The sequence below is a fragment of the Sphingobacterium alimentarium genome (assembly GCF_004342685.1).
Lineage (GTDB): Bacteria > Bacteroidota > Bacteroidia > Sphingobacteriales > Sphingobacteriaceae > Sphingobacterium > Sphingobacterium alimentarium.
This window is the reverse complement of record NZ_SMBZ01000007.1, coordinates 15,006-38,522: the sequence shown is the minus strand read 5'-3', so window position 1 is coordinate 38,522 and position 23,517 is coordinate 15,006. Positions and strand designations below refer to the sequence as shown.

Genomic DNA, 23,517 nt, shown 5'->3' with positions numbered 1-23,517 from the left:
ATAGAAGGAGATACGATGGCAGATGAAGTTGTAAAATTAAAAGTCACAATTGATGGTATTCCGGTGGATGTAGCGCCGGGAACGACTATATTGAATGCGGCACGTCAGATTGGAGGGGATATAGTTCCACCTGCGATGTGTTATTATTCGAAACTCGAAGGGTCAGGAGGAAAATGTCGTACCTGTTTGGTGAAAGTTTCGAAAGGATCAGAAAAAGATCCACGCCCTATGCCGAAGCTTGTCGCTTCTTGCCGCACGACGGTAATGGATGGCATGGAAGTACAAAATATTACCTCTCCAGAAGTGATCGAAGCACGTAAAGGCGTAGTGGAGATACTTTTGATTAATCATCCCTTGGATTGTCCGATTTGTGACCAAGCCGGTGAATGTAAATTGCAAGATTTGGGCTATGAGCATGGCGCAGAGGGTACACGTTATGAATTTGAGCGTCGTACGTTCGAGCGCATCGATCTGGGCGATAAGATACAGCTGCATATGAATCGTTGTATTCTGTGTTATCGCTGTGTATACGTAGCAAACCAACTTACAGAAGAGCGTGAGCACGGGATCTTAAACCGGGGTGACCATTCTGAAATTTCGACGCATATCGAAAAGGCATTGGATCATGATTTTATAGGAAATGTAATTGATGTGTGCCCTGTAGGTGCTTTAACAGACAGAACATTCCGATTCAAAAATAGAGTATGGTTTACTAAGCCTATTGACGCACATAGGGACTGCCCGACATGTTCAGGGAAAGTAACATTGTGGTACAAAGGTGAAGAGGTGCTACGTGTGACAGGACGGAAAGATGAATTTGGAGAGGTCGAAGACTTTATCTGTAATACTTGCCGGTTTGAAACCAAGAACACTTCAGATTGGGTACTAGAGCATCCTACAGTTGTAGAGAAAGAATCGGTAATCGGAGCGAATCATTATAAGCAATTTGACCCGCCTGCGGTCATAAAAGAAGATGCAGACTTGCAGCTTGCGAATGTGGCGCAATTGCATAGGACAGAACGTTTAAAATAGAACTTAATGGAAGGTGCTTTTATATTAGAGAAACTTATACTCGTGGTCGTGGTATTCACTGTTACCTTAGTAATAGCGATGTACTCGACGCTTGCAGAACGTAAAATAGCAGGTTTTATGCAAGACCGATATGGTCCAGATCGTGCGGGTATTTTCGGAATTTTACAACCCTTGTGTGATGGTGGTAAATTCTTTTTCAAAGAAGAGATTATCCCGGCAGGTGCTCATAAAACGTTATTTATCCTCGGTCCGGTCATTGCGATTATTACCGCATGTATCAGTTCCGCGGTTATTCCATGGGGCCAAGATCTGGTTATTAATGGTCGAACTGTATCCCTACAGGTTGCTGACGTCAATATTGGTGTATTGTATGTATTTGGCGTGATTGCATTAGGTGTTTATGGTATTATGTTGGGGGGATGGGCTTCTAATAATAAGTTTTCCCTCATGGGTGCCATTCGTGCGGCTTCACAGAGTATTTCGTATGAAATCGGTATGGGACTTTCGCTCATAGCCCTATTGATGGTGACGGAAACTTTGCAACTAGGAGAAATCGTGGCACAGCAATCCGGTTTTGTCAATTGGAACATTTGGGTGCAACCATTGGGATTTTTGATTTTCATTACCTGTGCTTTCGCAGAATGTAATCGTGTACCTTTTGATTTGCCTGAGTGTGAGACCGAATTGGTGGGTGGATACCATACAGAATATTCGTCGATGAAATTGGGATTATATATGTTTTCGGAATACATCAATATGTTTGTTTCATCGGCATTGATGGCGACATTGTATTTTGGAGGTTATAATTTTCCATTTATGTATGATTTGGGCTTGTCCCAAAACTGGATAACTATTATTGGTGTACTTGTCTTTTTCTTAAAAATATTTGGCTTCATCTTTTTCTTCATGTGGATTCGTTGGACATTGCCGCGCTTCCGTTATGATCAATTGATGAACTTAGGCTGGAAGATTTTGATTCCATTGGCCATTGCCAATATTGTATTGACAGGTGTAATCACATTAATTAAGGATACTTACTTTCAATAGTCGGGATATGCAATCATTAACTAATCGAAAAAAAGTCATCGAGCAAAAGCCAATGAACATATGGGAACGTATGTACTTGCCGGCTATTGCTAAGGGACTTGCTATTACCATTCGACATTTTTTCAAGAAGATACCTACAGTAAAATATCCTGAAGAAATCAGACCGTATTCCAAAAATTTCAGAGGCCAACATTCTCTAAAGCGTGATGAGCAAGGCAGAGAACGCTGCACCGCTTGTGGGCTATGTGCACTCTCATGTCCGGCTGAGGCCATCACGATGACCGCTGTTGAGCGCCAAAGAGGTGAAGAGCATCTATATAGAGAGGAAAAATACGCAGCAGTATATGAAATCAATATGTTGCGCTGCATCTTCTGTGGATTGTGTGAGGAAGCATGCCCTAAGGAAGCCATTTATTTGGATGGTCCGCATGTGACTGCGGAGTTTTTGCGCAAGGATTTTATCTACGGTAAGGATAAGTTGGTTGAGCCAAAATTTGATATTACAAAACTTAATGTAAACGGATAAGCAGGATGGGTATATTTTATTTTGTAGCATTTTTGTCGGTTTTCTTTGCATTGATGACCATCTTCACAAAGAATCCAGTACATAGTGTATTGTATTTGGTAATTACTTTTTTCACGTTCACGGTACATTACATCCTTTTGAATGCCCAGTTCTTAGCGGTTGTAAATTTTATAGTCTATATGGGGGCGATCATGGTATTGTTCTTATTCGTATTGATGCTTCTGAATCTCAATAAGGACACCGAACCGATGAAATCCACCTTGGTAAAGGTCATGGGTGCGATAGCGGGCATGTGTTTGTTAGCTACTTTCCTGGGTGCATTTCGCGTATTGGAAGGTCAAAATGAATATGTCACAGGCAATACGGATGTAGGTTTGGTGAAGAACTTAGGTAAAGTATTATTTGACGAATTTTTGCTACCGTTTGAGTTGTCGTCAATACTGTTATTGACTGCGATGATCGGAGCCATATTATTAGCTAAAAAAGAAACAAAACAAGGGTAATGGATAGTATTATTCAAAATATACAAGGCATACCGCTGAATCATTACTTAATATTCTGTAGTGTGATATTTGCCATTGGTGTGATTGGCGTATTGATTCGTCGTAATGTCATTATCATTATGATGTCGATTGAGTTGATGTTGAATTCGGTTAATTTGCTGTTGGCTGCATTTTCGGCTTACCGTGGTGACGCCAGTGGTCAGGTTTTTGTGTTTTTCGTCATGGCCTTGGCTGCCGCTGAAGTTGCCGTGGGGTTGGCAATTGTGATTATGGTCTATAGGAACACCAAATCTGTAGACATTGAATCGTTGAGTAAATTACGTTGGTAAAAGAGTAAAACCTAAATTATATGATGGAACTGATTTGGCTAATACCGTTAATACCTTTGTTAGGTTTTATAGTTAACGGGTTAGGACAATATAATTTTTCGAAATCACTTATTGGCATGGTAGGCTGTGGAACGGTATTGGGTGCATTTATATTGAGCTGCATGCTGTTTGGACAGGTCCTGGATGCGCGCTATGCGGGAGGGGATGCTTCATTTACGTATCAGCTGTTTGAATGGATATCTGTGGGTGGATTTAGTTTGAATTTTTCCTTCTTACTGGATCCGTTGAGTGCTTTAATGTTGCTTATTATTACAGGCATTGGATTCTTGATCCATTTGTATTCGTATTCGTATATGCGTGAAGACGAAGCTTTCGGACGCTTTTTTGCGTACCTGAATCTTTTCATCTTTTTCATGTTACTATTGGTATTGGGATCGAACTATCTGATCATGTTTATTGGCTGGGAAGGCGTGGGCTTATGCTCCTACCTGCTCATTGGCTTTTGGTATAAGAATTCATCGTATGCTAGCGCTGCCAAAAAGGCCTTTGTGATGAACAGAATTGGTGATTTAGGCTTTTTAATAGCCGTTTTTGCCATTATTGCTACGTTTGGAACGTTGGAATATGCCGAGGTATTCAGCAAGGCATCCGAGTTCCCAATGGGTGATGCAACATTGTTATTGATTACCTTACTGTTATTCATAGCAGCTACAGGTAAGTCGGCACAGATTCCTTTGTTCACTTGGCTACCGGATGCAATGGCAGGTCCAACACCAGTATCTGCCCTTATCCATGCGGCAACAATGGTGACTGCAGGTATTTACATGATTATTCGTTCGAATATTCTTTTCACCCTATCTCCGCTTACTATGCAAATCATCGCAGCCATAGGTGTTGCGACAGCGTTGATTGCGGCTTTCATTGCGGTGACCCAAAATGATATTAAAAAGGTGTTGGCCTATTCCACGGTTTCTCAATTGGGCTATATGTTTTTAGGATTAGGCGTAGGCGCATTTACGGGAGCGTTTTTTCACGTGATGACACATGCCTTTTTCAAGGCGCTTTTATTCTTGGGAGCAGGTTCGGTGATTCACGCTATGCATCATGAGCAAGATATGCGTAGAATGGGTGGGTTGAAAAAATATATGCCAATTACATATATTACCATGTTGCTAGGCACTATAGCTATTGCTGGTATACCTCCATTTTCGGGATTTTTCTCCAAGGATGAGATCTTAGCATTTACTTTTCATGCCAATCCATTGCTGTGGGGTTTAGGCTTTGTAGCGGCTCTTTTTACAGCTTTTTATATGTTCAGAATGCTGTTTCTGACGTTTTTTGGGAAATTCAGGGGCACCACTGACCAGGCGAATCATCTGCATGAATCGCCCATACAAATGACAGTGCCTCTAATGGTTCTTGCTGTCCTTGCGGTAGTAGGAGGGATTATTAATTTGCCTTCGGCATTAGGTGGCGGACATTGGTTGGCCAATTTCTTAAGCCCAATATTTGCGAACACCTATGCGCGCGTACCCGAAGTTCACCTGGATCATAACACAGAATATATTTTGATGGGAGTTGCTGCGGTGTCGGCCATTGTGATGGCCATAATAGCTTATCAGAAATATGTGAAAAAATCGGAGGTGCCACAAGAAGATGGTGCGGTGCAAGGCACTTTATACAAATTGTCTTACCACAAACTGTATGTTGATGAATTGTATGCTGCTCTTTTTGTGAAGCCATTGAATGCGCTGTCCAAACTACTTTATAAAGTCGTTGACAAATCCGGTATAGATGGTGTTGTAAACGGCGTGGCGAGTCTGATAAGTGCCTCCGGCCGGGGTATACGCCAATGGCAGAGTGGATATGTAGGGTTTTATATCTTTATGATGGTATTGGGGGTTGCAGCCATTTTACTGTACGGTCTTTTGAATATTTAGATAGAATTGACATAGAAGATAATCAATGAATAACCTTTTTATACTGCTATTACTACCTGTTGCTAGTGCGCTCGTGTTAGCTTTTGCACGGTCTTCTTCGACAGCGAAATGGATTGCTTTGGTGATGTCTTTTGTACAGCTTGCACTGACTATTCCATTTCTATATGCGTTTATTCCCGATGCAAGTGTCCAGTTTGAGCAATCATTTGAATGGATTTCGAGCATGAATATTTGTTTTCATGTGGGCTTGGATGGTGTAAGTTTACCCTTGGTTCTATTGACCAATGGGTTATTTCCACTCATCATCTTGTCCAGCTTTGGACGCGACTATAAACACAGCTTTTATGCGTTGGCGAGCTTTATGCAAGCGGGCTTGTTGTTGGTATTTACCGCTTTGGATGCTTTCACCTTTTATGTAGGCTGGGAAGCCGCATTAATTCCAATATACTTTATCTGTGCCCTATGGGGAGATGGAGATCGTATAAAAGTCAATTTAAAGTTCTTTATTTACACCTTCTTCGGAAGTTTGTTGATGCTAATCGCAATTCTTTATTTGGCGCAGCAAACGCCAAACAAAGATTTCGAATGGGCCTCTTTTGTAGCATTGCAGTTAGATGACGTGGATCAGCGTTGGCTGTTTTGGGCATTTTTTATTGCTTTTGCCATAAAAATTCCAATATTCCCATTTCATACTTGGCAACCTGATACTTATACTAACGCTCCTACCGTGGGCACAATGCTCTTGGCGGGGATAATGTTGAAGATGGGTACGTATGGTGTTATACGCTGGTTGATTCCCATCCTTCCTTTCGGGGCACAGGCGTATGGACCTGTAGCATTGATACTTTGTATTATAGGAATAGTATATGCTTCACTTATTGCGTTCAAGCAGCAAAATGCAAAGCGACTAATCGCATATTCCTCCATTGCGCACGTGGGTTTGATTACTGCCGGTATTTTTGCGTGGAATCAAGATGGATTGCAAGGATCATTGTTGCAAATGATTAATCACGGTATTAGCGTGTTAGGATTATTTTTGGTCTTGGATATTATCCGTTCCCGAACAAATACCTATGTATTAAACGATTGGGGCGGACTTGCGGCGCGAATGCCTAAGTTATCTGTTTTCTTCGTCATAATCATGATGGGCGCAGTAGGATTGCCGTTGACAAATGGTTTCGTCGGTGAGTTTTTATTGTTGAAATCCTTATATAGCTTAAATATTTGGTATGCTGCATTTGCGGGCTTGACCCTGATCTTAGGGGCGGTGTACATGTTGCGTTTATTCCAAAAGTCTATGTTAGGACCTTTGAATACGAATTATGCTGAAGTAAAAGATGCGGCGGGCATTGAAGTATTCGTATTGGTGATAATTAGTGCTTTAATTATTTATTTAGGGATATTTCCGAATGGCCTATTGAGACTTTCAGAGGCATCGGTAACACAATTAATTGAATCAGTAAAGTTTTAAAATAAGTCAAATACACAATCATTTATGGGAGCGATTATTCTACTGTCTCTGTTGGGAATCCTGGTTTTATATTTAGGCTTATATAATGCGAAATCATTGTTGCTACCGGTGAGCATTGCTGGCTTGGTGGGGGCATTGGTATTTGAGGTGCTGGCATGGAATTCGGGTGCGGCTCCGATCTACCATGGTATGGTCTTGTTTGATAATTTTGCGCTCGCGTTTTCCATACTGTGTATCGTGGTGACAGCGCTGGTCTTGTTGTTGAGCCAGGAATATTTTAGTGCTATCAGTAAAAATGTAGCCGAATATTATTGTTTGATGCTGTTTTCGCTAACAGGAGCTTTAATGGTGTGTGCTTATCACAACTTCGCTATGCTTTTTGTAGGCATCGAGATTATGTCTGTTGCGCTATACATTTTGGTCGGTATCAGAAAAACAGATTTTGCGTCGAATGAAGCAGCACTCAAATACTTTTTGATGGGTGCTTTTTCTACCGGGTTTTTGTTATTTGGTATCACACTCCTATATGGTGCTACAGGAACATTTGATATTACGGGTGTAAAAAATTACTTAGTCGCCAATCCAACTGCGATTTCGCCTTTATTCTATGGAGGTATTTTATTGATGATGGTCGGTCTATTATTTAAAGTAGGTGCTGCACCTTTTCATTTTTGGACTCCAGATGTCTACGATGGTGCGCCCATATTGATTACGACTTATATGAGTACGGTGGTGAAAGTCGCATCTTTTGCGGGCTTCATTAAATTATTTAGCTACGTATTCTCTCCGCTGCATGATTTCTGGACCCCCGTCCTGCTGGTTATCATCGTGATCACACTTTTTGTGGGAAATATCACGGCGTTGATGCAAACCAGCTTCAAGCGTATGTTGGCCTATTCGAGCATCTCACATGCCGGCTATATGCTGTTTGCTATTATTGCCTTAGGGGCAAATGCTAATACCAGTATTTTCACCTATGGTGTAGCCTATTCGCTTGCTTCTGTGGCCGCTTTTGCAGGGCTTATTCTTGTCAAAAGAAGCCATGGCTCAGATCAGTTTGTGGCATTCGACGGATTGGCTAAGAAAAATCCATTGCTAGCACTGGTCATTACAGTGGCTATGCTTTCTCTAGCGGGCATACCGCTGACTGCAGGTTTTATTGGTAAATTTATGTTATTCAGAACTGCCATGGCAGATTACCATATTATACTATTGGTATTGGCTGTAGTCAATGCGGCTATCGGCGTGTATTATTATCTGCGCGTAGTGGTACATATGTATTTCTATCCCATGGCCGAGCAGGAAGAAAAATTGGCTGTTCCGATGGGATTCCAAGTAGTATTGCTTATCACGCTTTTCCTTACCGTAATGATCGGTGTATATCCAAATTACATCGCATCATTGTTGTAAATAACGCGCTAAAAAACTTGGCTCTTCATGAAGGTGAAGAGCTTTTATATACAGCTTTCATGAAATATCTGTATTAGTTTAATGCTTGGATTTCATAAAGATATTGACGTGCCTACTAAAAAATTAAGGTTGTCCAATGGCGGTAATGAAAGTGAAATGTTACATTTGATTGCTATATCTTCATACTCTGAGTAGCTTTTGCTTTCTGTGTAGACGCTTAGCTAACTGATTATCTGTATCCTTAAAATGTAACCCATCACCATAAATCTTCATTATTAGATATGCCGGATGTTATTCTAACGCTTCTAGATTCTTGAGCTTAAAACTAGCTAGATTGTTTTTGTGAGATCGCTTATACTAACTACCACTGTAAATAGCTACTGATTAGTTAATCAATTGTAAAACTTGTTTTATAATAAAAGATATAAATGTCTTTTATTGTTTTGTTATTACCTTTGTTTAATGGAAAACGGACATCCAGAATTTGCAAGACATAAAAGTATTGGTTGATTCTTTTTATGAAGATGTCCAACGCGTTAACAGTAGACACATATTTTGAAGGCGAATTTGCAGATGAGGCAAAAGGGCGGGCAGGAAAAATGTCGAAAATTACGCATTTTCGAATCTAATGTAATAAGTAGTGATATTAAAAAAATTAGAATAAATAGTAATCAGCAATGAAGATAGCTTCAGTTTTAAAAGATATTACATATGGAGAGACTGCTCCGAATGTAAGTGTCCTTATAAATACAACCGATACGAAAGAGGTAAGAATTGTATTCAAAGAAACGCAGGAAATGAAACAACATACAGCTCCATATCCTATAGTGGTTTCAGTTGTAGAAGGTTCAATTGATTTTGGCGTGGGCAACAAACGATTTATTTTGGAAAAAGGAATGATGATAGCATTAGAAGCTCGCATTCCACATGATCTAATTGCATTACAAAATAGTATAGTACGTTTATCGCTTAATAAGTCTGATAATGTTGACAGACCTATCGCGTCTGCAAATACTTAATAATAAGTGAATTAATTATGAGGTGTCTGCATAAAATGTATAACTAGAACAGTCTGAGTGAAGCAATTAATGATCTACAGGAATGAGCATATATTCATGATCTTTTTGATTGCCCAGGACAAAGAATGTCTTTGTTTTCTGGCACACTCATTGGAATTCACAAGAAGAATTTATACTTGATGAAATTTATCGTTTGAAGAAATGTCGGGTCCAGATGATGAGAGAATGTTTTTGCTATTCGTCTCCGATGCACAATATAAAGGACTTGTAATTAACAGTTTTGGCGCTTATTTTAGTTATCGTGCTTCCAAACAGGTTATATTTATATATAAAAAGTCGAGACAAGAATCTATAAATGGTTTTTTTTTCAAAAACATGTGAGTACGCTTTGAGAGCGGTATTATATATCGCTAGTAAATCTCAGAATGGACAGCGCGTAGGTATAAAAGAAATTGCCGAAAATATTAATTCACCAGAGCATTTCTTGAGTAAAATATTGCAGAAATTAAGTCGTAAAGGTATCATATTGTCCGCTGAAGGACCCAATGGTGGTTTTTATATTGATACTAACGGACAAAACCGGCCTTTAGCAGATATTATCATTGTTTTACAAGGAGATGATTTATTTACTGGCTGCGGTATGGGGTTAAGTTACTGTTCGGAGAGCAACCCGTGTCCACTACACAATGAATTTAAGGAAATTCGTAAACAAATTAAGCACATGTTGCATATTACTTCTATTGGGGCCTTTAATGCCGAATTACTCAATGGAACATTAACACTTAATAAATAAGAATCATTGCAGTTGAATTAAGATTATTTTTAAGGGTTAAACTTGCGGCTATCACTGTTAGAATGTTGATTTATGCTTACTGAATTATAGGGTTATAACTTTGTTAAATTAGCAGTCTTAATTGTACATAATCTTTTAGCTCCATGACTTAGGCATGCTGTATGTATAGTTAATGTTTAGTTTAATTTTAAATCCCTGCCAATATTAATAGGTAGGTTTGTAGAATTATATTTGCAAAAATCAGCTTACCTTATAAATTTGATTTAATCTGCATGTTATCATTTGGGCAAAAAGTCATTGACTTTAATATAAAGCTACAATACAGCGATACCCTTCCTGAGGGGTTCGCTGTAATAAATCCATATCATAGTAACCCTGAAACATTGAAAGTGATGCAGGCATTTTATGATAAATTTTATAACGATAATTGCATTCGGAAATTTATTATCGGCATCAATCCCAGCCGACATGGTGCGGGTGTTACAGGTATTCCGTTTACAGATACAAAACGATTAAAATCTGCTTGTGGTATAGAAATGCAATCCGCACATACACATGAGATCTCATCGGTTTTTATGTACGATATGATAGCAGCCTTTGGTGGGGCATATTTGTTTTATAAAAGTTTCTATATAAACTCTCCTTTTCCATTAGCCATAGTTCACCAAACGAAAAATAAAGGATGGGTAAATGCGAATTATTACGATGAACCAAAGTTGTTTGAAGCTGTAAAGCCTTTTATGATTCAATCCATGAAAGAACAGATAAAACTTAGTTTGGATACTGACAAAGTTTATATTTTGGGTAAGAGAAATGCTTTTTTTATAAATCAACTTAATAAAGAAGTTAAACTTTTTGATAAGGCAATTATATTAGAGCACCCTCGCTATATCCAACAATATAAATCTAAAGAAAAGCTCTTCTATTTTGAGAAATATTTAAAAGCTTTTAGTGAATAATTAAGTCAATAAGGTGAGGTAAACGTTATTCTGATAATGAGACTTGGCAATTGACGTGGATTTTCTCTCCTAAAATAGTTTCTGTAATTGAACGCCAAATGATACCCGCGAGTACAATATTGGTAAGTTCTGTATAAGCACCTCATTATTTAAATTCTAAATGGATTAGAATATGGAAGGAGCAGTCTTAGTTATTCTGATGTAAAGGAATTGCGAAGGTACGCAAAGGAAACTTCCAATGGTATTGCGATAATGACTATCCTTCACCAATCATTTACTAGCCTTGCTTATGTTAATTATTGAACTTGCTTAATTGCCAAAATCAAATAGCTGCTGTAAAGGATTTATCTGCTGCCGTTGTACCCCTTAATCTTAATGTATTTATACGGAAAATTTATTATAATAATTTTGAACTTTGGGGACAAATTGTATCTTTATGATTGACCTGGCTGTGTATGAAAAGAGAGTTGAACTACCTGATACGTGTTATATTTTCGGTGTTAATATTGCTAATTTCAGTGCTTACTGTAAATTCGCAAACTCGTATCCAAGGTAAGGTCATCGATTCCAATACCCGAGAAGCAATTATTGGGGCCACCATAAAATGTGAGGATAACCAAGTAGGGATTTCCACTGATCAAAAGGGTCGATTTTCCTTTGAGGTCGACAAACCTAGCCGTGAAATTGTGGTAACGGCGATTGGTTATATTCCGCAACGCATTGTAATTGATTCGGTGTCGTCTTTGATAGAGGTCATGCTAAAGCAGGATAATTTTCATATTGAGGCCGTAGAAATAAATAAGAAAAAGAAGTACACCAACCGAAATCCTGCGACGGAACTTATCGATCTGGTCATTCGACACAAATCCCAGAATAAACTAAAAAAGAAAGATAGTCTATATTATGAGCAGTATGAGAAGCTCAAATTCGGTATTGTGGACCCTAAAAGTGTTTTCGGGACAGGCACGAACAATCTAAGTTTTTTTTATAACAATGTAGATCGTTCTGTGCTCGAGGGCAAAGATGTATTGAGCATCTATATGCAGGAGTCCTTGTCCGATAATTATGTACAACAGAATCCCTCAAAGACGAAGAAAATCATAAAGGTCGAGGAAAAAACAGAGTTCGATGCGAAATATGTGAACAATTCGAATATTCAATCATTTATGGGTTACATGTTTCAGCCTGTCGACTTATATGAGGAGAGTATTTATTTTATCAATAAACAATTCTTAAGCCCTATTGCTGCCAATGCGAAGACTTTTTATAAATATTATGTGAAAGATACGATTCGTACGGAACGCGATATATACGTCAGACTTCTCTTTGAGCCCCGTAATCCTACCGATTTGTTGTTCAAAGGCGAACTTGCTATCTCGATGGATGGACGTTATGCTGTCAAGGGCGCGCAGATGGAAATCGACGAGAAGGCGAATGTCAGCTGGGTAAATGATTTGAAGCTTCGCCTTTCGTATTTTAAAGATACATCCGGTGTCATGCTGCAGGATACGACAGAAGTAACAGTTGTATTTGGACGAGGAAGTAGGGATGCGCTATTCGGGTATAGACTGGGGGTGAACCATAAGTACGATTTAAGTCATGAAGTGCCATCCGGTATAATGGGAGGCGCTCCAACCGAAAGAATGCCACAATTAAGATCTTTCAGTCCGCAGGATCGTCCCATCCGCTTACTTATGGCTGAAGAAGCGACATATAGAAACATTGACCGCCTCAATAACATGCCTTCGGCGCGTGCAATTATGGCTTTTGGTTATCTGCTTTCCCAAGGCTATTATTCGTTAGGCAAATTCGAACTAGGGCCCTTGGAGTATGTTTTTCACCAAAATAATATCGAAGGGAATAGATTCCGCCTAGGCGGAAGAAGTACATCTGCTTTTTCTGAAAAAGTATATTTGGAGGGATACTTGGCATATGGCACGCGTGATCAGGATTTGAAATATAATTTTCGCACCGCCGTATCTTTGAATGGCAAGAATATCACCACTTTTCCTGCTCATTATATCGAAGGATCTGTACAGCATGACATTTTTGAGCCTGGTCGCGGGATAGGATTTCTGAAGGGCGATAGTTTTTTTAGAAGCTTCCGCTCGAATAAACCTACCAAGTTTTTCAATACGGATGCTTACCGTCTAGGGCATCTGATCGAATTTGGTAATCATTTTAGCGTTTCCTCCACGATGACACTACAACGTCGCAATCCAATAGGCGATCTGCAATTACCTTTATCTTCGGATTCCTCCCAATTTTTGCCTTCTCTTCATACCAGTGATTTACAATTTGTTTTGCGCTGGGCGCCTAATGAAAAATTCTATTACCGCAACTTGAGCCGTAATACCATAATCGAAAACAATCCTGTATTCAGTTTGCAGTACAATAAAGGGCTGAAAGGCGTGCTAGGAGGCGATTATAATTATGATGCATTACGATTTTCTTTTTCGCAGCGATTATTTATGAATCAATTAGGTTTTGGGGATTTGACACTTTCGGCAGGTAAGATATGGGGTACATTGCCTTATCCATTATTGGAAATGCCCAATATACAAGAGCAGCGCGATAGACATACCATTTCGTATGAACGTGTCAATTCCATGGAATTTGTTGCTGACCAGTTCTTGAAGTTGGGGTATGACCATAGATTGAATGGATTTCTGTTGAATAAAGTTCCTTTTATAAAACGCTTGAAATTGAGGGAATTGTTTGGTGCTCGTATGTTTTGGGGTGATTTGTCCGCAAAGAATAATCCCTATCTAGGCAATTCGGTCGTGTACTTTGATAAGAATCTCCATGGAGAGACCATGACCAAGGTATTGGGCAAAAATCCTTATTGGGAGGGTTATGTCGGATTAGATAATATTCTTAGAGTTTTACGGGTTCAATACTATGTGCGAATGACTTATAAAGAAGCCAAAGAGCCTGTAAAAGATAGATTTAGACTTTCATTACATTTTAGTTTTTAACAATATGAGTATGTATGAAAACATTCTGATAAGTACGCAAGGCCAAACAGCTATTGTGACTATTAATCGAGAAGACAAGCTGAATGCATTGAATATGCAGACACTGTCCGAGCTATCTGCGGCACTAGACGAGATAGCTGCAGATTCTACAGTGCGTGGTGTCATTATCACAGGTCAAGGGGCAAAAGCATTTGTCGCAGGTGCTGATATAAAAGAATTTTTGGATCAGACGGCTATGGAAGCAAGTGCTCTAAGTAGGTACGGGCAAGAGCATGTCATGAACAAAATCCACCATTTTGGAAAGCCCGTTGTGGCTGCTATTAACGGATTCGCTTTAGGAGGAGGGCTGGAGCTTGCTTTAGCCTGTCATATGCGTATTGCGGTATCAAGTGCGAAAATGGGTCTACCTGAAGTATCTTTGGGTATTATTCCGGGGTATGGCGGTACACAGCGATTGACACATTTGATAGGCCGGGGTAAGGCCTTGGAAATGATTCTAACTGCGGATATGATTACAGCATCGGAAGCCAAGGAGTTTGGGTTAATCAACCATTTCGTAGAAACCTATGAAGAGTTGATGGAAAAAACGCTAGCGATTCTAGAACGTACCTATACACGGTCTTCCACCGCTCTAGCCGCAGCCATAGAGGCTGTGAATGTCGGATTGGAAGATTCATCACGAGGATATGAGGCCGAGATACATTTATTTGGCAAATGTTTTGGCTCAGCGGACATGAAAGAGGGGGTCGCAGCATTTTTAGAGAAGCGCAAACCAAACTTCTAGTATTTTGTTGTTATTCATAAAATGAGATTGTATGAATAACCCAGTTTTCTCGCAAAAAGAGCGAAATATTATCATTCTTATTATCGTTCTTGCCCTTGGTGGAATTCTTCTGTATGCCATGAAGGGTATATTTGGTGCTTTTTTGGGCACCTTTGTTATGTATGCCCTATTTCGAAATCTCAATATCTTTTTGATTGAGCGCTGGCGCTGGCCCAGATCTTTTTCAGCGGTTTTTATCATTCTACTTTCTTTAGTAATTATTGTATTGCCTTTTGTAGGGATTGGCGCGATGCTGGTGAACAAAGCCGTGGAACTGAAAAATAATCCAGAATGGCTCACACGACTAGTCGATGCCATCAATGATTTTGTGGGGAATCTCGTTGGAAAACCTGACCTCATCAAAGAGCAAGTAGAAGCAAGTGCTGCTTATCTTGGTGGATTGTTGACGCTTGTGCTTGGCGGAGCGGCGAATGTGTTTTTGGAGGTCTCGGTCATGTATTTCATTTTGTATTTTCTTTTCATTAATTACAGAGGCTTTGAGAATAGCTTCGTGCACTATATGCCATTTGATGAAGAAAATGCGGCAGAATTCGGGGAAGAGCTCAAGAATATTACGTATTCCAATATCATAGGACAAACCTTTATCGCTATCGTGCAAGGGGCCTGCTTAGCGCTAGGGTTTTGGATATTTGGCGCCAACGACGCTTTCTTTTGGGGAGTCATCTGTGCTATCTTGTCATTTATTCCTCTGTTAGGACCTCCATTGATATTTGTTCCGGCAGCCGTGATTCTTATTTCACAAGGGATGACTTGGCAGGGTGTAGGGCTTTTGATCTGGGGGTTCGGACTGGTAATCAATATCGATAACGTTTTGCGTTTGGTTATAGCAAAGCGGATAGGAGATATACATCCTATTATTACGGTAGTTGGCGTCGTGATTGGCCTTCCGTTATTTGGATTGATGGGTTTGGTATACGGACCATTATTGCTTTCTTATTTTATTATTGCCGTAAAGATATATAAGGCAAATAAGCGATTGGCGCTGAAGAAGCAAATGTTGGAGGACGCCTTGGAGAAATAGTTTATTCTACAGCGTATCCAAGCATATAGTTCTGAAACTGTTCGTAATAAACTTCAAGCGTGGTAGAAATACCATCCTTGGTGAAATCGAGATACATCACGCCTTGGGGCTTGTATGTAAATGGTCTGATAGTCATATCCTCCAAAAAAGAAACACCTTTGTTTCCCTGCAGCTTATAAACAGCTTCTTTGGCACACCAGCAGGCGTATAGCTGTAGTATCTCAATCTCGGGATCTGGATTAATAAAGGCTAATTCTTCATCTTTTAGGAATTTATTCTTGATCCGCACCACTTTATTTTTTACAATTTCTAAGTCTATACCACATTCTCCTTGGGTGCTTAGCATGACACCTGCATATTCAAAGGAGTGCGTTAAGGATAATTTGTACGGATAATCAGGCAAGTATGGTTTACCATTGTTATCAGAAGGGCAGTGGATATACTGATCTGTCTGCAACAGGTACCGGAGCAGCACCCGTGTCGCCATCCAATGCAGCGTGCGTTTACCTTTGCTCATCTGCTGGAGTTTGAGCTTTTCTGCATCATCCAATTGCAACTTTCCCAACAATTCTTCTGCTGATTCTTCAATCTTCCAAATTGCAAATTTGGTTTTCGGATTTAATTCTCTGAGGTAAACTAGTGCCATAATCAAATGTACAAAGAAAGAAAAGATAAAAAAATATATCTCGAAGCCTTTTGATTTGCGTGGGTACAGTTAATACCTTATTTTTGAATCCTATTTGGTTTATTGCCAATGTAATAATTAATCTATATGATTTTATCCGACAAAAGAATTCTAGAAGAAATAGAAAGTGGAAGTATTGTCATCGAGCCTTTTGACAGAAAATGTCTGGGTACCAACTCGTATGACGTGCATTTGGGGAAATACTTGGCAACTTACAAAGATGAAGTCTTGGATGCAAAAAAGCACAATGAAATTGCGCATTTTGAAATCCCAGCAGAAGGTTATGTCTTAGAACCCGGAAAATTGTATCTGGGCGTAACGTTGGAATATACGGAAACACATGGGCATGTGCCATTCTTGGAAGGTAAGTCCAGTACAGGTAGACTAGGAATCGACATTCACGCTACTGCGGGAAAAGGTGACGTAGGTTTTTGCAATACGTGGACATTGGAAATATCCGTAGCACAGCCGGTAAGGGTATATGCAGGCATGCCTATCGGGCAACTGATCTATTTTGTGGTAGAAGGGGATATCGAAACCTTGTACAACAGCAAAGGAAACGCAAAATATAACAATAAGACCATCCGTCCTGTAGAAAGTATGATGTGGAAGAATGCTTTTTAAGCAATTGTTCCTAGGATAAATAATAAACAAGCCCCATGAAATTTCATGGGGCTTGTTATTTGAGCAGTATGATTAGTCATCTAGACTAAATCCTAATTCTTTTTCTTTATTAATCAAAGTAGCTACACTTGTGTCGTTCAATATTTGAAGCATGGCATTTCGGACATCGATAAACGTGTCGCGGATTCCGCAGGCGTGCTCTTCGGTACACTCGTCACACGAACGGTAAAAATTAAGGCTCACACAAGGTAACAAGGCTATAGGGCCATCAATGAGACGCATAATCTGCGAAAGAAATATATCTTCGGGAGACTTATTGAGGCTATAGCCACCACCAGCTCCTTTTTTGGAATATAATATTCCTGCATTACGCATTTCTAACAAGATTTGTTCTAGGAATTTTTTTGGAATACGTTCCTCTTCTGCAATTTTAATAATTTGCATAGGCTGTTTTCCATAGTTTCTTCCTAAGACCATCAATGCTTTGATGGCGTACTTTGTCTTTTTAGAAATCATAAGTGTGCTATTTTACACTCAAAAATACAAATTTTAATCCTTTATTGACCCAAGACTTCCAAAATAGGCTTCCCTATCGAGCCATTTGGCTCCATGATATGAAGCAAGGAAGCTAAAGTTGGAGCGATGTCCGTGCTGTACACCTCTTTATTGCTGACGCCTGGTTTGATGCCCCAGCCCATAAATACCAGTGGGATATGGGAGTCATAAGAAGACCATACGCCATGCGTGGTGCCTGTAGAGCGCGGCGTGCCACTGTACCACTGAGGTTCGGCAATAATTTGTATTACTCCGCTGTTTTTGCGGTTGTAGCCGTTGATTATTTTTTCGCGGATCGGACTTGGGATAAACATGTTTTCAGCATTCTCCATATCAACCACATAGGCGATGCCATCTTGTTTTTTCAAGTTTTTGATGATAACCTTTTTGATTGCTTGGTCATCTAGGTCCAATGAATCAATAAGCGGATTGTTAAGGTGTACTTGGTAATTCATTACACTTTTTACTAACCCTTTATGTCCGAATTTGCTTATTAATTCAGCATCCAGTTCTTTTTGAATCTGTCTCAAGAATAGGTAGCCTCCATTGCCCTTTTGGTCCGTGTAGTATAAAGGATTGTAAGATGCCGCATGATCCGAAGTTAAGAACAGCGTATAATTTCCCTTGCCTACCGAGTTGTCCAAGTATTTTAGAAAATCTGCTAAATCTCTATCCAATCTTAAATAAGTGTCTTCAATTTCTACGGCTGAGAGCGAATAACGATGACCTACATAGTCCGTAGCCGAAAGGCTAAGACACAAAAAGTCCGGAATATTAGCCGGATTCTGTCCTAATTTCTCGTTGGCTATTGTTTCTTTGGCAAAGTCAAAAGTAAAAGTGTTGCCTTGTGGGGTAGTTTTTATCATCTCCAGTCCGGCATCTTTCATTAGCTCTGAGGTTTTACGCGGAAAAGTTGGCGACTTTTCTCCCGCCCATTTGCCTTCGTAAATATTATCATCTGCTATGCTATTTACGTAGGTCTCAATCGGGTAGAGGGTATTCCAATCTTGTTTTAAGTATTTTTCGGCAAGTCGCTGACCGTTAAATTTGTTTACCCAAGAGGGTAACTTATCGGCGTAAAATGTACTGGTAATCCAATTGCCCGATTTGGCATCAAACCAATAGGCCGCATCCGCAAAGTGACCTGCCGGAAGAATTCCTCCTCTATCTTTGATGGCTATACCGATTACTTTGGATCTGAAATTAGTAGCCAGCTTGAGTTCATCGGTGATGGTGGATGCGAGCAGATTGCGGGGAGACTGTTTCCCTTCTTTGCCCGGTGCTCCAACTCCTTCTACTTGGTCATCTTGCGTACAGTACATCGGCTTACCTGTGGCTTGTACGATCCAATCATTACCCGCTATCCCGTGGATAGAAGGAACGCTCCCCGTGTACACAGTACTGTGTCCGATAGCCGTATAGGTTGGGATATATGGAATAAGTGTATTTTCGCACGAAAATCCCTCTCTCAATAGTCTTTTGAAACCATCATCTCCGTAGCGATCGGCAAAGCGGTAAAGGTAATCCCAGCGCATTTGATCTACCATGAGGCCGACCACTAATTTTGGTTTCTCTGCCTGAGCCAGTACGACGTTTGAGAAACATATGAAAGCGGCAAATGCCGTCAATAATCTACTTTTCATTTTGTGGAATTTATGCTGATTAATTATAGGGTAAGTTAGCCTATTGAAGGTGATTCTTCAAATATTGACCTGTAAAACTTTCCTTACATTTTATTAAATTCTCTGGAAGCCCTTCAAACACAATGTTACCTCCTCGCTCGCCGCCTTCAGGGCCGATATCGATAACCCAATCAGCAGATTTTATCATATCCATATTATGTTCAATTACTAATATGCTATTTCCTAGGGCTATTAATTCACTGAATGAGCGCAATAGCTTTTGTATATCGTGAAAGTGCAGTCCTGTAGTGGGTTCATCGAATATAAAAAGCGTCTTTTTACTATTATTACCTTTGATCAGAAAGGATGCTAACTTGATGCGTTGCGCCTCTCCACCCGAGAGTGTACTCGAGGATTGACCCAATTTGACATAGCCTAGACCTACATCCTGAAGAGGTTTGAGCTTAGCTATAACCTTTGGCTGATCTACGAAGAAATCTAGCGCTTCGTCAATGCTTAAATCTAATATGTCGGATACGGATTTTTCTTTATAGGTGACATCCAGCACGTGTGGTTTAAAGCGCTTTCCTCCACAGGCCTCACAAGGGAGCACAATATCCGCCATGAATTGCATTTCAATTTTCACTTCGCCGTCTCCTTGACACACATCACAGCGCCCACCTTCGACGTTGAATGAGAAGGCAGCAGGTTTAAGACCATTGGCTTTGGCAGCAGGTAATCCTGCGTATAAAGCACGGATTTCGTCCCAAGCCTTGACGTAGGTTACCGGATTGGAACGCGAGGAGCGCCCGATTGGATTTTGATCTACTAATTCTACTTGTTCAATTTGTGCGAAGTCTCCGTCCAGGGCATCAAATTGTCCAGATTGTTCACCGGAGTAATTGCCCAAAGCTTTCTGCAATGCAGGATATAGCACGCGCTTTACTAAAGAAGTTTTGCCCGACCCGGAGACGCCTGTTACGACGGTAAACACATTTAATGGAAAATCAACAGAAACTCCTTGAAGGTTATTCTCGCGCGCACCTTTGATTGTGATTTTATCGGTCCATTTTCTGCGCGTACGAGGTACCGCTATTTGTATTTCGCCACTCAGGTACTTACCCGTGAGCGAATTCCTGTCTTTTACGATTTCATTGTAATCCCCAGCAAATACCAATTCACCACCATGGATGCCTGCTTCAGGCCCAATGTCAATAAGGTAGTCCGCAGACTCCATCATTTCTTGTTCGTGCTCGACTACGATCACTGTATTGCCAATGTCGCGAAGAGACTTTAATACGCCAATAAGGCGGTTGGTGTCTTTGGGGTGAAGACCAATACTAGGTTCGTCGAGGACATATATGGAGCCAACCAATGAACTCCCTAATGAGGTCGCCAAATTAATACGTTGAGACTCACCGCCAGAAAGCGTGTTGCTTAATCTATTCAACGTGAGATAGCTTAGACCCACATCACATAAGAATTGGATGCGGTTGGTGATTTCTGTCAATAGCCTCTTGGCAATAATCTGCTCGTTGCGGTCTAATTCTAGTCCTTGGAAAAACTCCAATAGCTTATCAATTGGCAAAAGCACTAAATCAAGGATGGATTTTCCTGCTATCTTGACGTAAGCAGCGTCATTTCGCAGGCGTGTGCCTTTACAGTCCGGACAATCTGTTTTGCCGCGGTATCTGGATAACATTACGCGGTATTGTATCTTGTATGTTTGTTCTTCCAGGTCTTTGAAAAATTCATTTAACCCTTTGAAATACTTATTACCTGTCCATAATAATTCCTTCTGGGCAGGAGTCAGGTCGGCATAGGAGCGGTGTATCGGAAAATCGAACTTGATGGCCGTACGCACGAACGCATCTAACCATTGTCCCATCTTTTCGCCTCTCCATGGAGCGATAGCGCCATCATATACCGATTTACTTTTATCGGGAATGACTAAATCGGGATCAATGCCAATGATTTTTCCATATCCTTCACATCGTTTACAGGCTCCATACGGATTGTTAAAGCTGAAGAAATTGGGGGAAGGCTCTTCAAAAGTAATACCATCCAACTCAAATTTTTCAGAGAAATGGTATGTTTCGCCATTAATATCTACATAGCATTCACCCTTGCCCTCAAAATAAGCGGTTTGAATGGAGTCCGCTAATCGAGACGTTGTTTCATCCTCGCCGTCTAAGCGTATCCTGTCGATTACGATACGTACATCACCAGTGGTGTAGGTTTTGTTACTTATGGATTTGTCTTCCAAGATAGTTTCAATTTTTTGAATACTATCTTCGAATAAAATCCGTGCAAAACCTTTTTGAAGCAATAGGGATAGTTCTTCTTTTAATTTCCGGCTGTTGGTAGAAATTAACGGACTATATATTGTCACGGTGCTATCCGCATCGTGTGTGATAATCTGGCTGACGATATTGGATACCGAATCTTTGGTTACGATTTGCCCCGAAATTGGTGAATAAGTCTTCCCGATACGTGCAAAAAGTAATTTTAAATAATCATATATTTCTGTGGAGGTACCGACCGTAGAGCGAGGATTGGAAGTGATTACTTTCTGCTCAATAGCGATCGCGGGAGCAATACCTTTGATATAGTCTACTTCCGGCTTATTCATCCGTCCCATAAATTGTCTGGCATAGGATGAAAGGCTTTCAACGTAGCGTCGCTGCCCTTCTGCATACAAGGTGTCAAAGGCAAGGGAAGATTTTCCTGATCCTGACATACCCGTGATGACTACTAATTTATTCTTAGGAATCTCGACATCAATATTCTTCAGATTATTAACACGAGCGCCTTTGATTAAGATATATGATTTGGGATTAAAATCCTTCTTTTTTTGCATAACTGACAAAGTTAATCATTTCTAATAAGTTGAAAGTTAAATCAAAGTAAATGATTGGATATATTTATAGTAGAACAAAAAACCAGATGATAATTGTTCATCTGGTTTAGTTTTATTTTTTGACCGCTATCTAGGTAGCGATTCGGGTCTGTTCATTCGATATTTAGTAGCAGTAGCAGCTTTCAAAAATGCTGCAATAGATTGAATTTCCTCTTTTGTCAAATTTAACTCCTTTAATAGGGGGTCTGTTCTTGGATACAATAGGATCTGCATGTTGCTCTGGAGTTTTTGGATTGTTCATTACCATCCCGCTATTTTTGAATTTTAAGGAATCAACATTTGGTGTTAAGGCTATATTAGGTAATGGTCGTGAAAGCCTTGGCATTGATTATAAAAGTGATAATTATGCATCGAGTTTATTATATCCAGACCGTATTCATTATTTGAATATGGGATATGGTTTTAATAACATTAAGGATACAACGAGCACACGAAAATACAGTACTATTCTAGGAGCAGAATTATCTGCACACACTCACATTGGCAGTGCAGTTTTAGATATTTCATCATCCTTCGAACGCAAGGATGAGAATAACTCCAATGATATTAGAAGTTCAAAAATATATAATATACGTAGTAAATATATTGAAGATACATATAATCTACATGTATTGTTGCAGGCTCCAAAAGCATATAGTCATCAATTAATTACAGTTAAAGGGCAGTATGTCAATGGATATGATGGTCATGTTGAGTTTACTCCAGACTTATCAAGGATTAATTATTCAGTACAGTTTTTAGAGGCTAATATGGGTTATTTGTATACAAGGAATCAACACAAGCCATGGAATTATGATTTGGGAGTAGTTGCCAAGTACTTCTATATAGATAGAAATGATTTTGCAAGTACATTGTCGGTTTCCAATACCTATTTACGTATTGCTCCTACATTTAGACTTCGTTATGATCGTTTCCATATGGATAATATCCAATTATCATTCAATCCTGCTTATCAAAAAAATCTAAATAATAATCTAGAGTATTCAACGAATTCTTTGAATAACTTTATTCAAGGGGTGGTTTTTTGGGATTATGATTATTATAGTACCAACGCATATCAATTAAATTGGTCTGCAAAGTGGACCACTAAAAGAATAAGTTCACAATACTGGACGGGGATAAGGCTCACGTACGATTACCATAAAAACTTAGATAATAGCAATAGTGAGGCATTAAGTAGCTTTAAGTCAAATGCATCATTACAACACTTTACTATAGGTCTATTTATAAACCTATAGT

At 39.8% G+C, this 23,517-nt stretch carries 20 protein-coding genes; 16 read left to right on the top strand and 4 right to left on the bottom strand.

The window, feature by feature from the left end; translation table 11 throughout:
• Window positions 1–15: 15 nt before the first annotated feature.
• The 14 genes from EDC17_RS04205 to EDC17_RS04140 all read left to right on the top strand — a co-directional run bounded on the left by EDC17_RS04205 (window position 16) and on the right by EDC17_RS04140 (window position 15,872).
• Entirely contained in the window at window positions 16–1,032 is a 1,017-nt protein-coding gene (locus EDC17_RS04205) for a 2Fe-2S iron-sulfur cluster-binding protein (RefSeq protein ID WP_132776898.1), read from the top strand.
• A 6-nt stretch (window positions 1,033–1,038) separates the two neighbouring features.
• Window positions 1,039–2,079 carry an NADH-quinone oxidoreductase subunit NuoH gene (gene nuoH / locus EDC17_RS04200; RefSeq protein ID WP_132776897.1) on the top strand — a complete coding sequence of 347 codons (1,041 nt, stop codon included), beginning with the start codon at window positions 1,039–1,041 and terminating at the stop codon, window positions 2,077–2,079.
• 7 nt (window positions 2,080–2,086) lie between these two features.
• Window positions 2,087–2,605 (top strand): NuoI/complex I 23 kDa subunit family protein, encoded by a 519-nt coding sequence (locus EDC17_RS04195; RefSeq protein WP_132776896.1) that lies wholly within the window; start codon window positions 2,087–2,089, stop codon window positions 2,603–2,605.
• A 5-nt stretch (window positions 2,606–2,610) separates the two neighbouring features.
• Entirely contained in the window at window positions 2,611–3,108 is a 498-nt protein-coding gene (locus tag EDC17_RS04190; protein ID WP_132776895.1) for an NADH-quinone oxidoreductase subunit J family protein, read from the top strand.
• Window positions 3,108–3,437: an NADH-quinone oxidoreductase subunit NuoK gene (gene nuoK, locus EDC17_RS04185; protein WP_132776894.1), complete on the top strand. Its 330-nt coding sequence runs from the start codon at window positions 3,108–3,110 to the stop codon at window positions 3,435–3,437. Before EDC17_RS04190 ends, nuoK begins: the two co-directional genes overlap by 1 nt.
• A gap of 20 nt (window positions 3,438–3,457) precedes the next feature.
• Window positions 3,458–5,377, top strand: a complete 1,920-nt coding sequence (gene nuoL / locus EDC17_RS04180; RefSeq protein WP_132776893.1) for an NADH-quinone oxidoreductase subunit L — start codon at window positions 3,458–3,460, stop codon at window positions 5,375–5,377.
• A gap of 25 nt (window positions 5,378–5,402) precedes the next feature.
• Window positions 5,403–6,848, top strand: a complete 1,446-nt coding sequence (locus tag EDC17_RS04175; protein WP_132776892.1) for a complex I subunit 4 family protein — start codon at window positions 5,403–5,405, stop codon at window positions 6,846–6,848.
• Between the two features lie 24 nt (window positions 6,849–6,872).
• The gene (locus tag EDC17_RS04170) at window positions 6,873–8,258 is read left to right on the top strand and encodes an NADH-quinone oxidoreductase subunit N (RefSeq protein ID WP_132776891.1); all 1,386 of its coding nucleotides are present in this window, start codon (window positions 6,873–6,875) and stop codon (window positions 8,256–8,258) included.
• Between the two features lie 677 nt (window positions 8,259–8,935).
• Window positions 8,936–9,277: a cupin domain-containing protein gene (locus EDC17_RS04165; protein ID WP_132776890.1), complete on the top strand. Its 342-nt coding sequence runs from the start codon at window positions 8,936–8,938 to the stop codon at window positions 9,275–9,277.
• Window positions 9,278–9,632: 355 nt separating this feature from the next.
• On the top strand, window positions 9,633–10,070 hold the full coding sequence (locus EDC17_RS04160) for an RrF2 family transcriptional regulator (RefSeq protein ID WP_132776889.1): 438 nt from the start codon (window positions 9,633–9,635) through the stop codon (window positions 10,068–10,070).
• Between the two features lie 272 nt (window positions 10,071–10,342).
• Window positions 10,343–11,029 (top strand): SMUG2 DNA glycosylase family protein, encoded by a 687-nt coding sequence (locus EDC17_RS04155; RefSeq protein WP_132776888.1) that lies wholly within the window; start codon window positions 10,343–10,345, stop codon window positions 11,027–11,029.
• A gap of 455 nt (window positions 11,030–11,484) precedes the next feature.
• Window positions 11,485–14,007, top strand: a complete 2,523-nt coding sequence (locus EDC17_RS04150; protein WP_132776887.1) for a DUF5686 family protein — start codon at window positions 11,485–11,487, stop codon at window positions 14,005–14,007.
• A gap of 4 nt (window positions 14,008–14,011) precedes the next feature.
• Window positions 14,012–14,791: an enoyl-CoA hydratase-related protein gene (locus EDC17_RS04145; protein ID WP_132776886.1), complete on the top strand. Its 780-nt coding sequence runs from the start codon at window positions 14,012–14,014 to the stop codon at window positions 14,789–14,791.
• Between the two features lie 31 nt (window positions 14,792–14,822).
• Window positions 14,823–15,872 (top strand): AI-2E family transporter, encoded by a 1,050-nt coding sequence (locus EDC17_RS04140; RefSeq protein WP_132776885.1) that lies wholly within the window; start codon window positions 14,823–14,825, stop codon window positions 15,870–15,872.
• 1 nt (window position 15,873) lies between these two features.
• On the opposite strand, the gene EDC17_RS04135 is transcribed toward EDC17_RS04140, so the two are convergent.
• On the bottom strand, window positions 15,874–16,518 hold the full coding sequence (locus EDC17_RS04135; protein ID WP_132776884.1) for a 4'-phosphopantetheinyl transferase family protein: 645 nt from the start codon (window positions 16,516–16,518) through the stop codon (window positions 15,874–15,876).
• Window positions 16,519–16,644: 126 nt separating this feature from the next.
• On the opposite strand from EDC17_RS04135, the gene dcd reads away from it, so the two are divergent.
• Complete coding sequence (gene dcd / locus EDC17_RS04130) at window positions 16,645–17,181, top strand: dCTP deaminase (protein ID WP_132776883.1); 537 nt, start codon at window positions 16,645–16,647, stop codon at window positions 17,179–17,181.
• 72 nt (window positions 17,182–17,253) lie between these two features.
• On the opposite strand, the gene EDC17_RS04125 is transcribed toward dcd, so the two are convergent.
• From EDC17_RS04125 to uvrA, 3 genes are read right to left on the bottom strand one after another with little or no spacing between them, the layout of a single operon-like run.
• Window positions 17,254–17,697 (bottom strand): RrF2 family transcriptional regulator, encoded by a 444-nt coding sequence (locus tag EDC17_RS04125; protein WP_132776882.1) that lies wholly within the window; start codon window positions 17,695–17,697, stop codon window positions 17,254–17,256.
• A 41-nt stretch (window positions 17,698–17,738) separates the two neighbouring features.
• Entirely contained in the window at window positions 17,739–19,379 is a 1,641-nt protein-coding gene (gene pafA, locus EDC17_RS04120; RefSeq protein WP_132776881.1) for an alkaline phosphatase PafA, read from the bottom strand.
• 40 nt (window positions 19,380–19,419) lie between these two features.
• Window positions 19,420–22,218 carry an excinuclease ABC subunit UvrA gene (gene uvrA, locus EDC17_RS04115; RefSeq protein WP_132776880.1) on the bottom strand — a complete coding sequence of 933 codons (2,799 nt, stop codon included), beginning with the start codon at window positions 22,216–22,218 and terminating at the stop codon, window positions 19,420–19,422.
• 215 nt (window positions 22,219–22,433) lie between these two features.
• Between uvrA and EDC17_RS04110 the strand changes: the two genes are divergently transcribed.
• Window positions 22,434–23,516, top strand: a complete 1,083-nt coding sequence (locus EDC17_RS04110) for a DUF6850 family outer membrane beta-barrel protein (protein WP_132776879.1) — start codon at window positions 22,434–22,436, stop codon at window positions 23,514–23,516.
• Window position 23,517 lies beyond the last annotated feature (1 nt).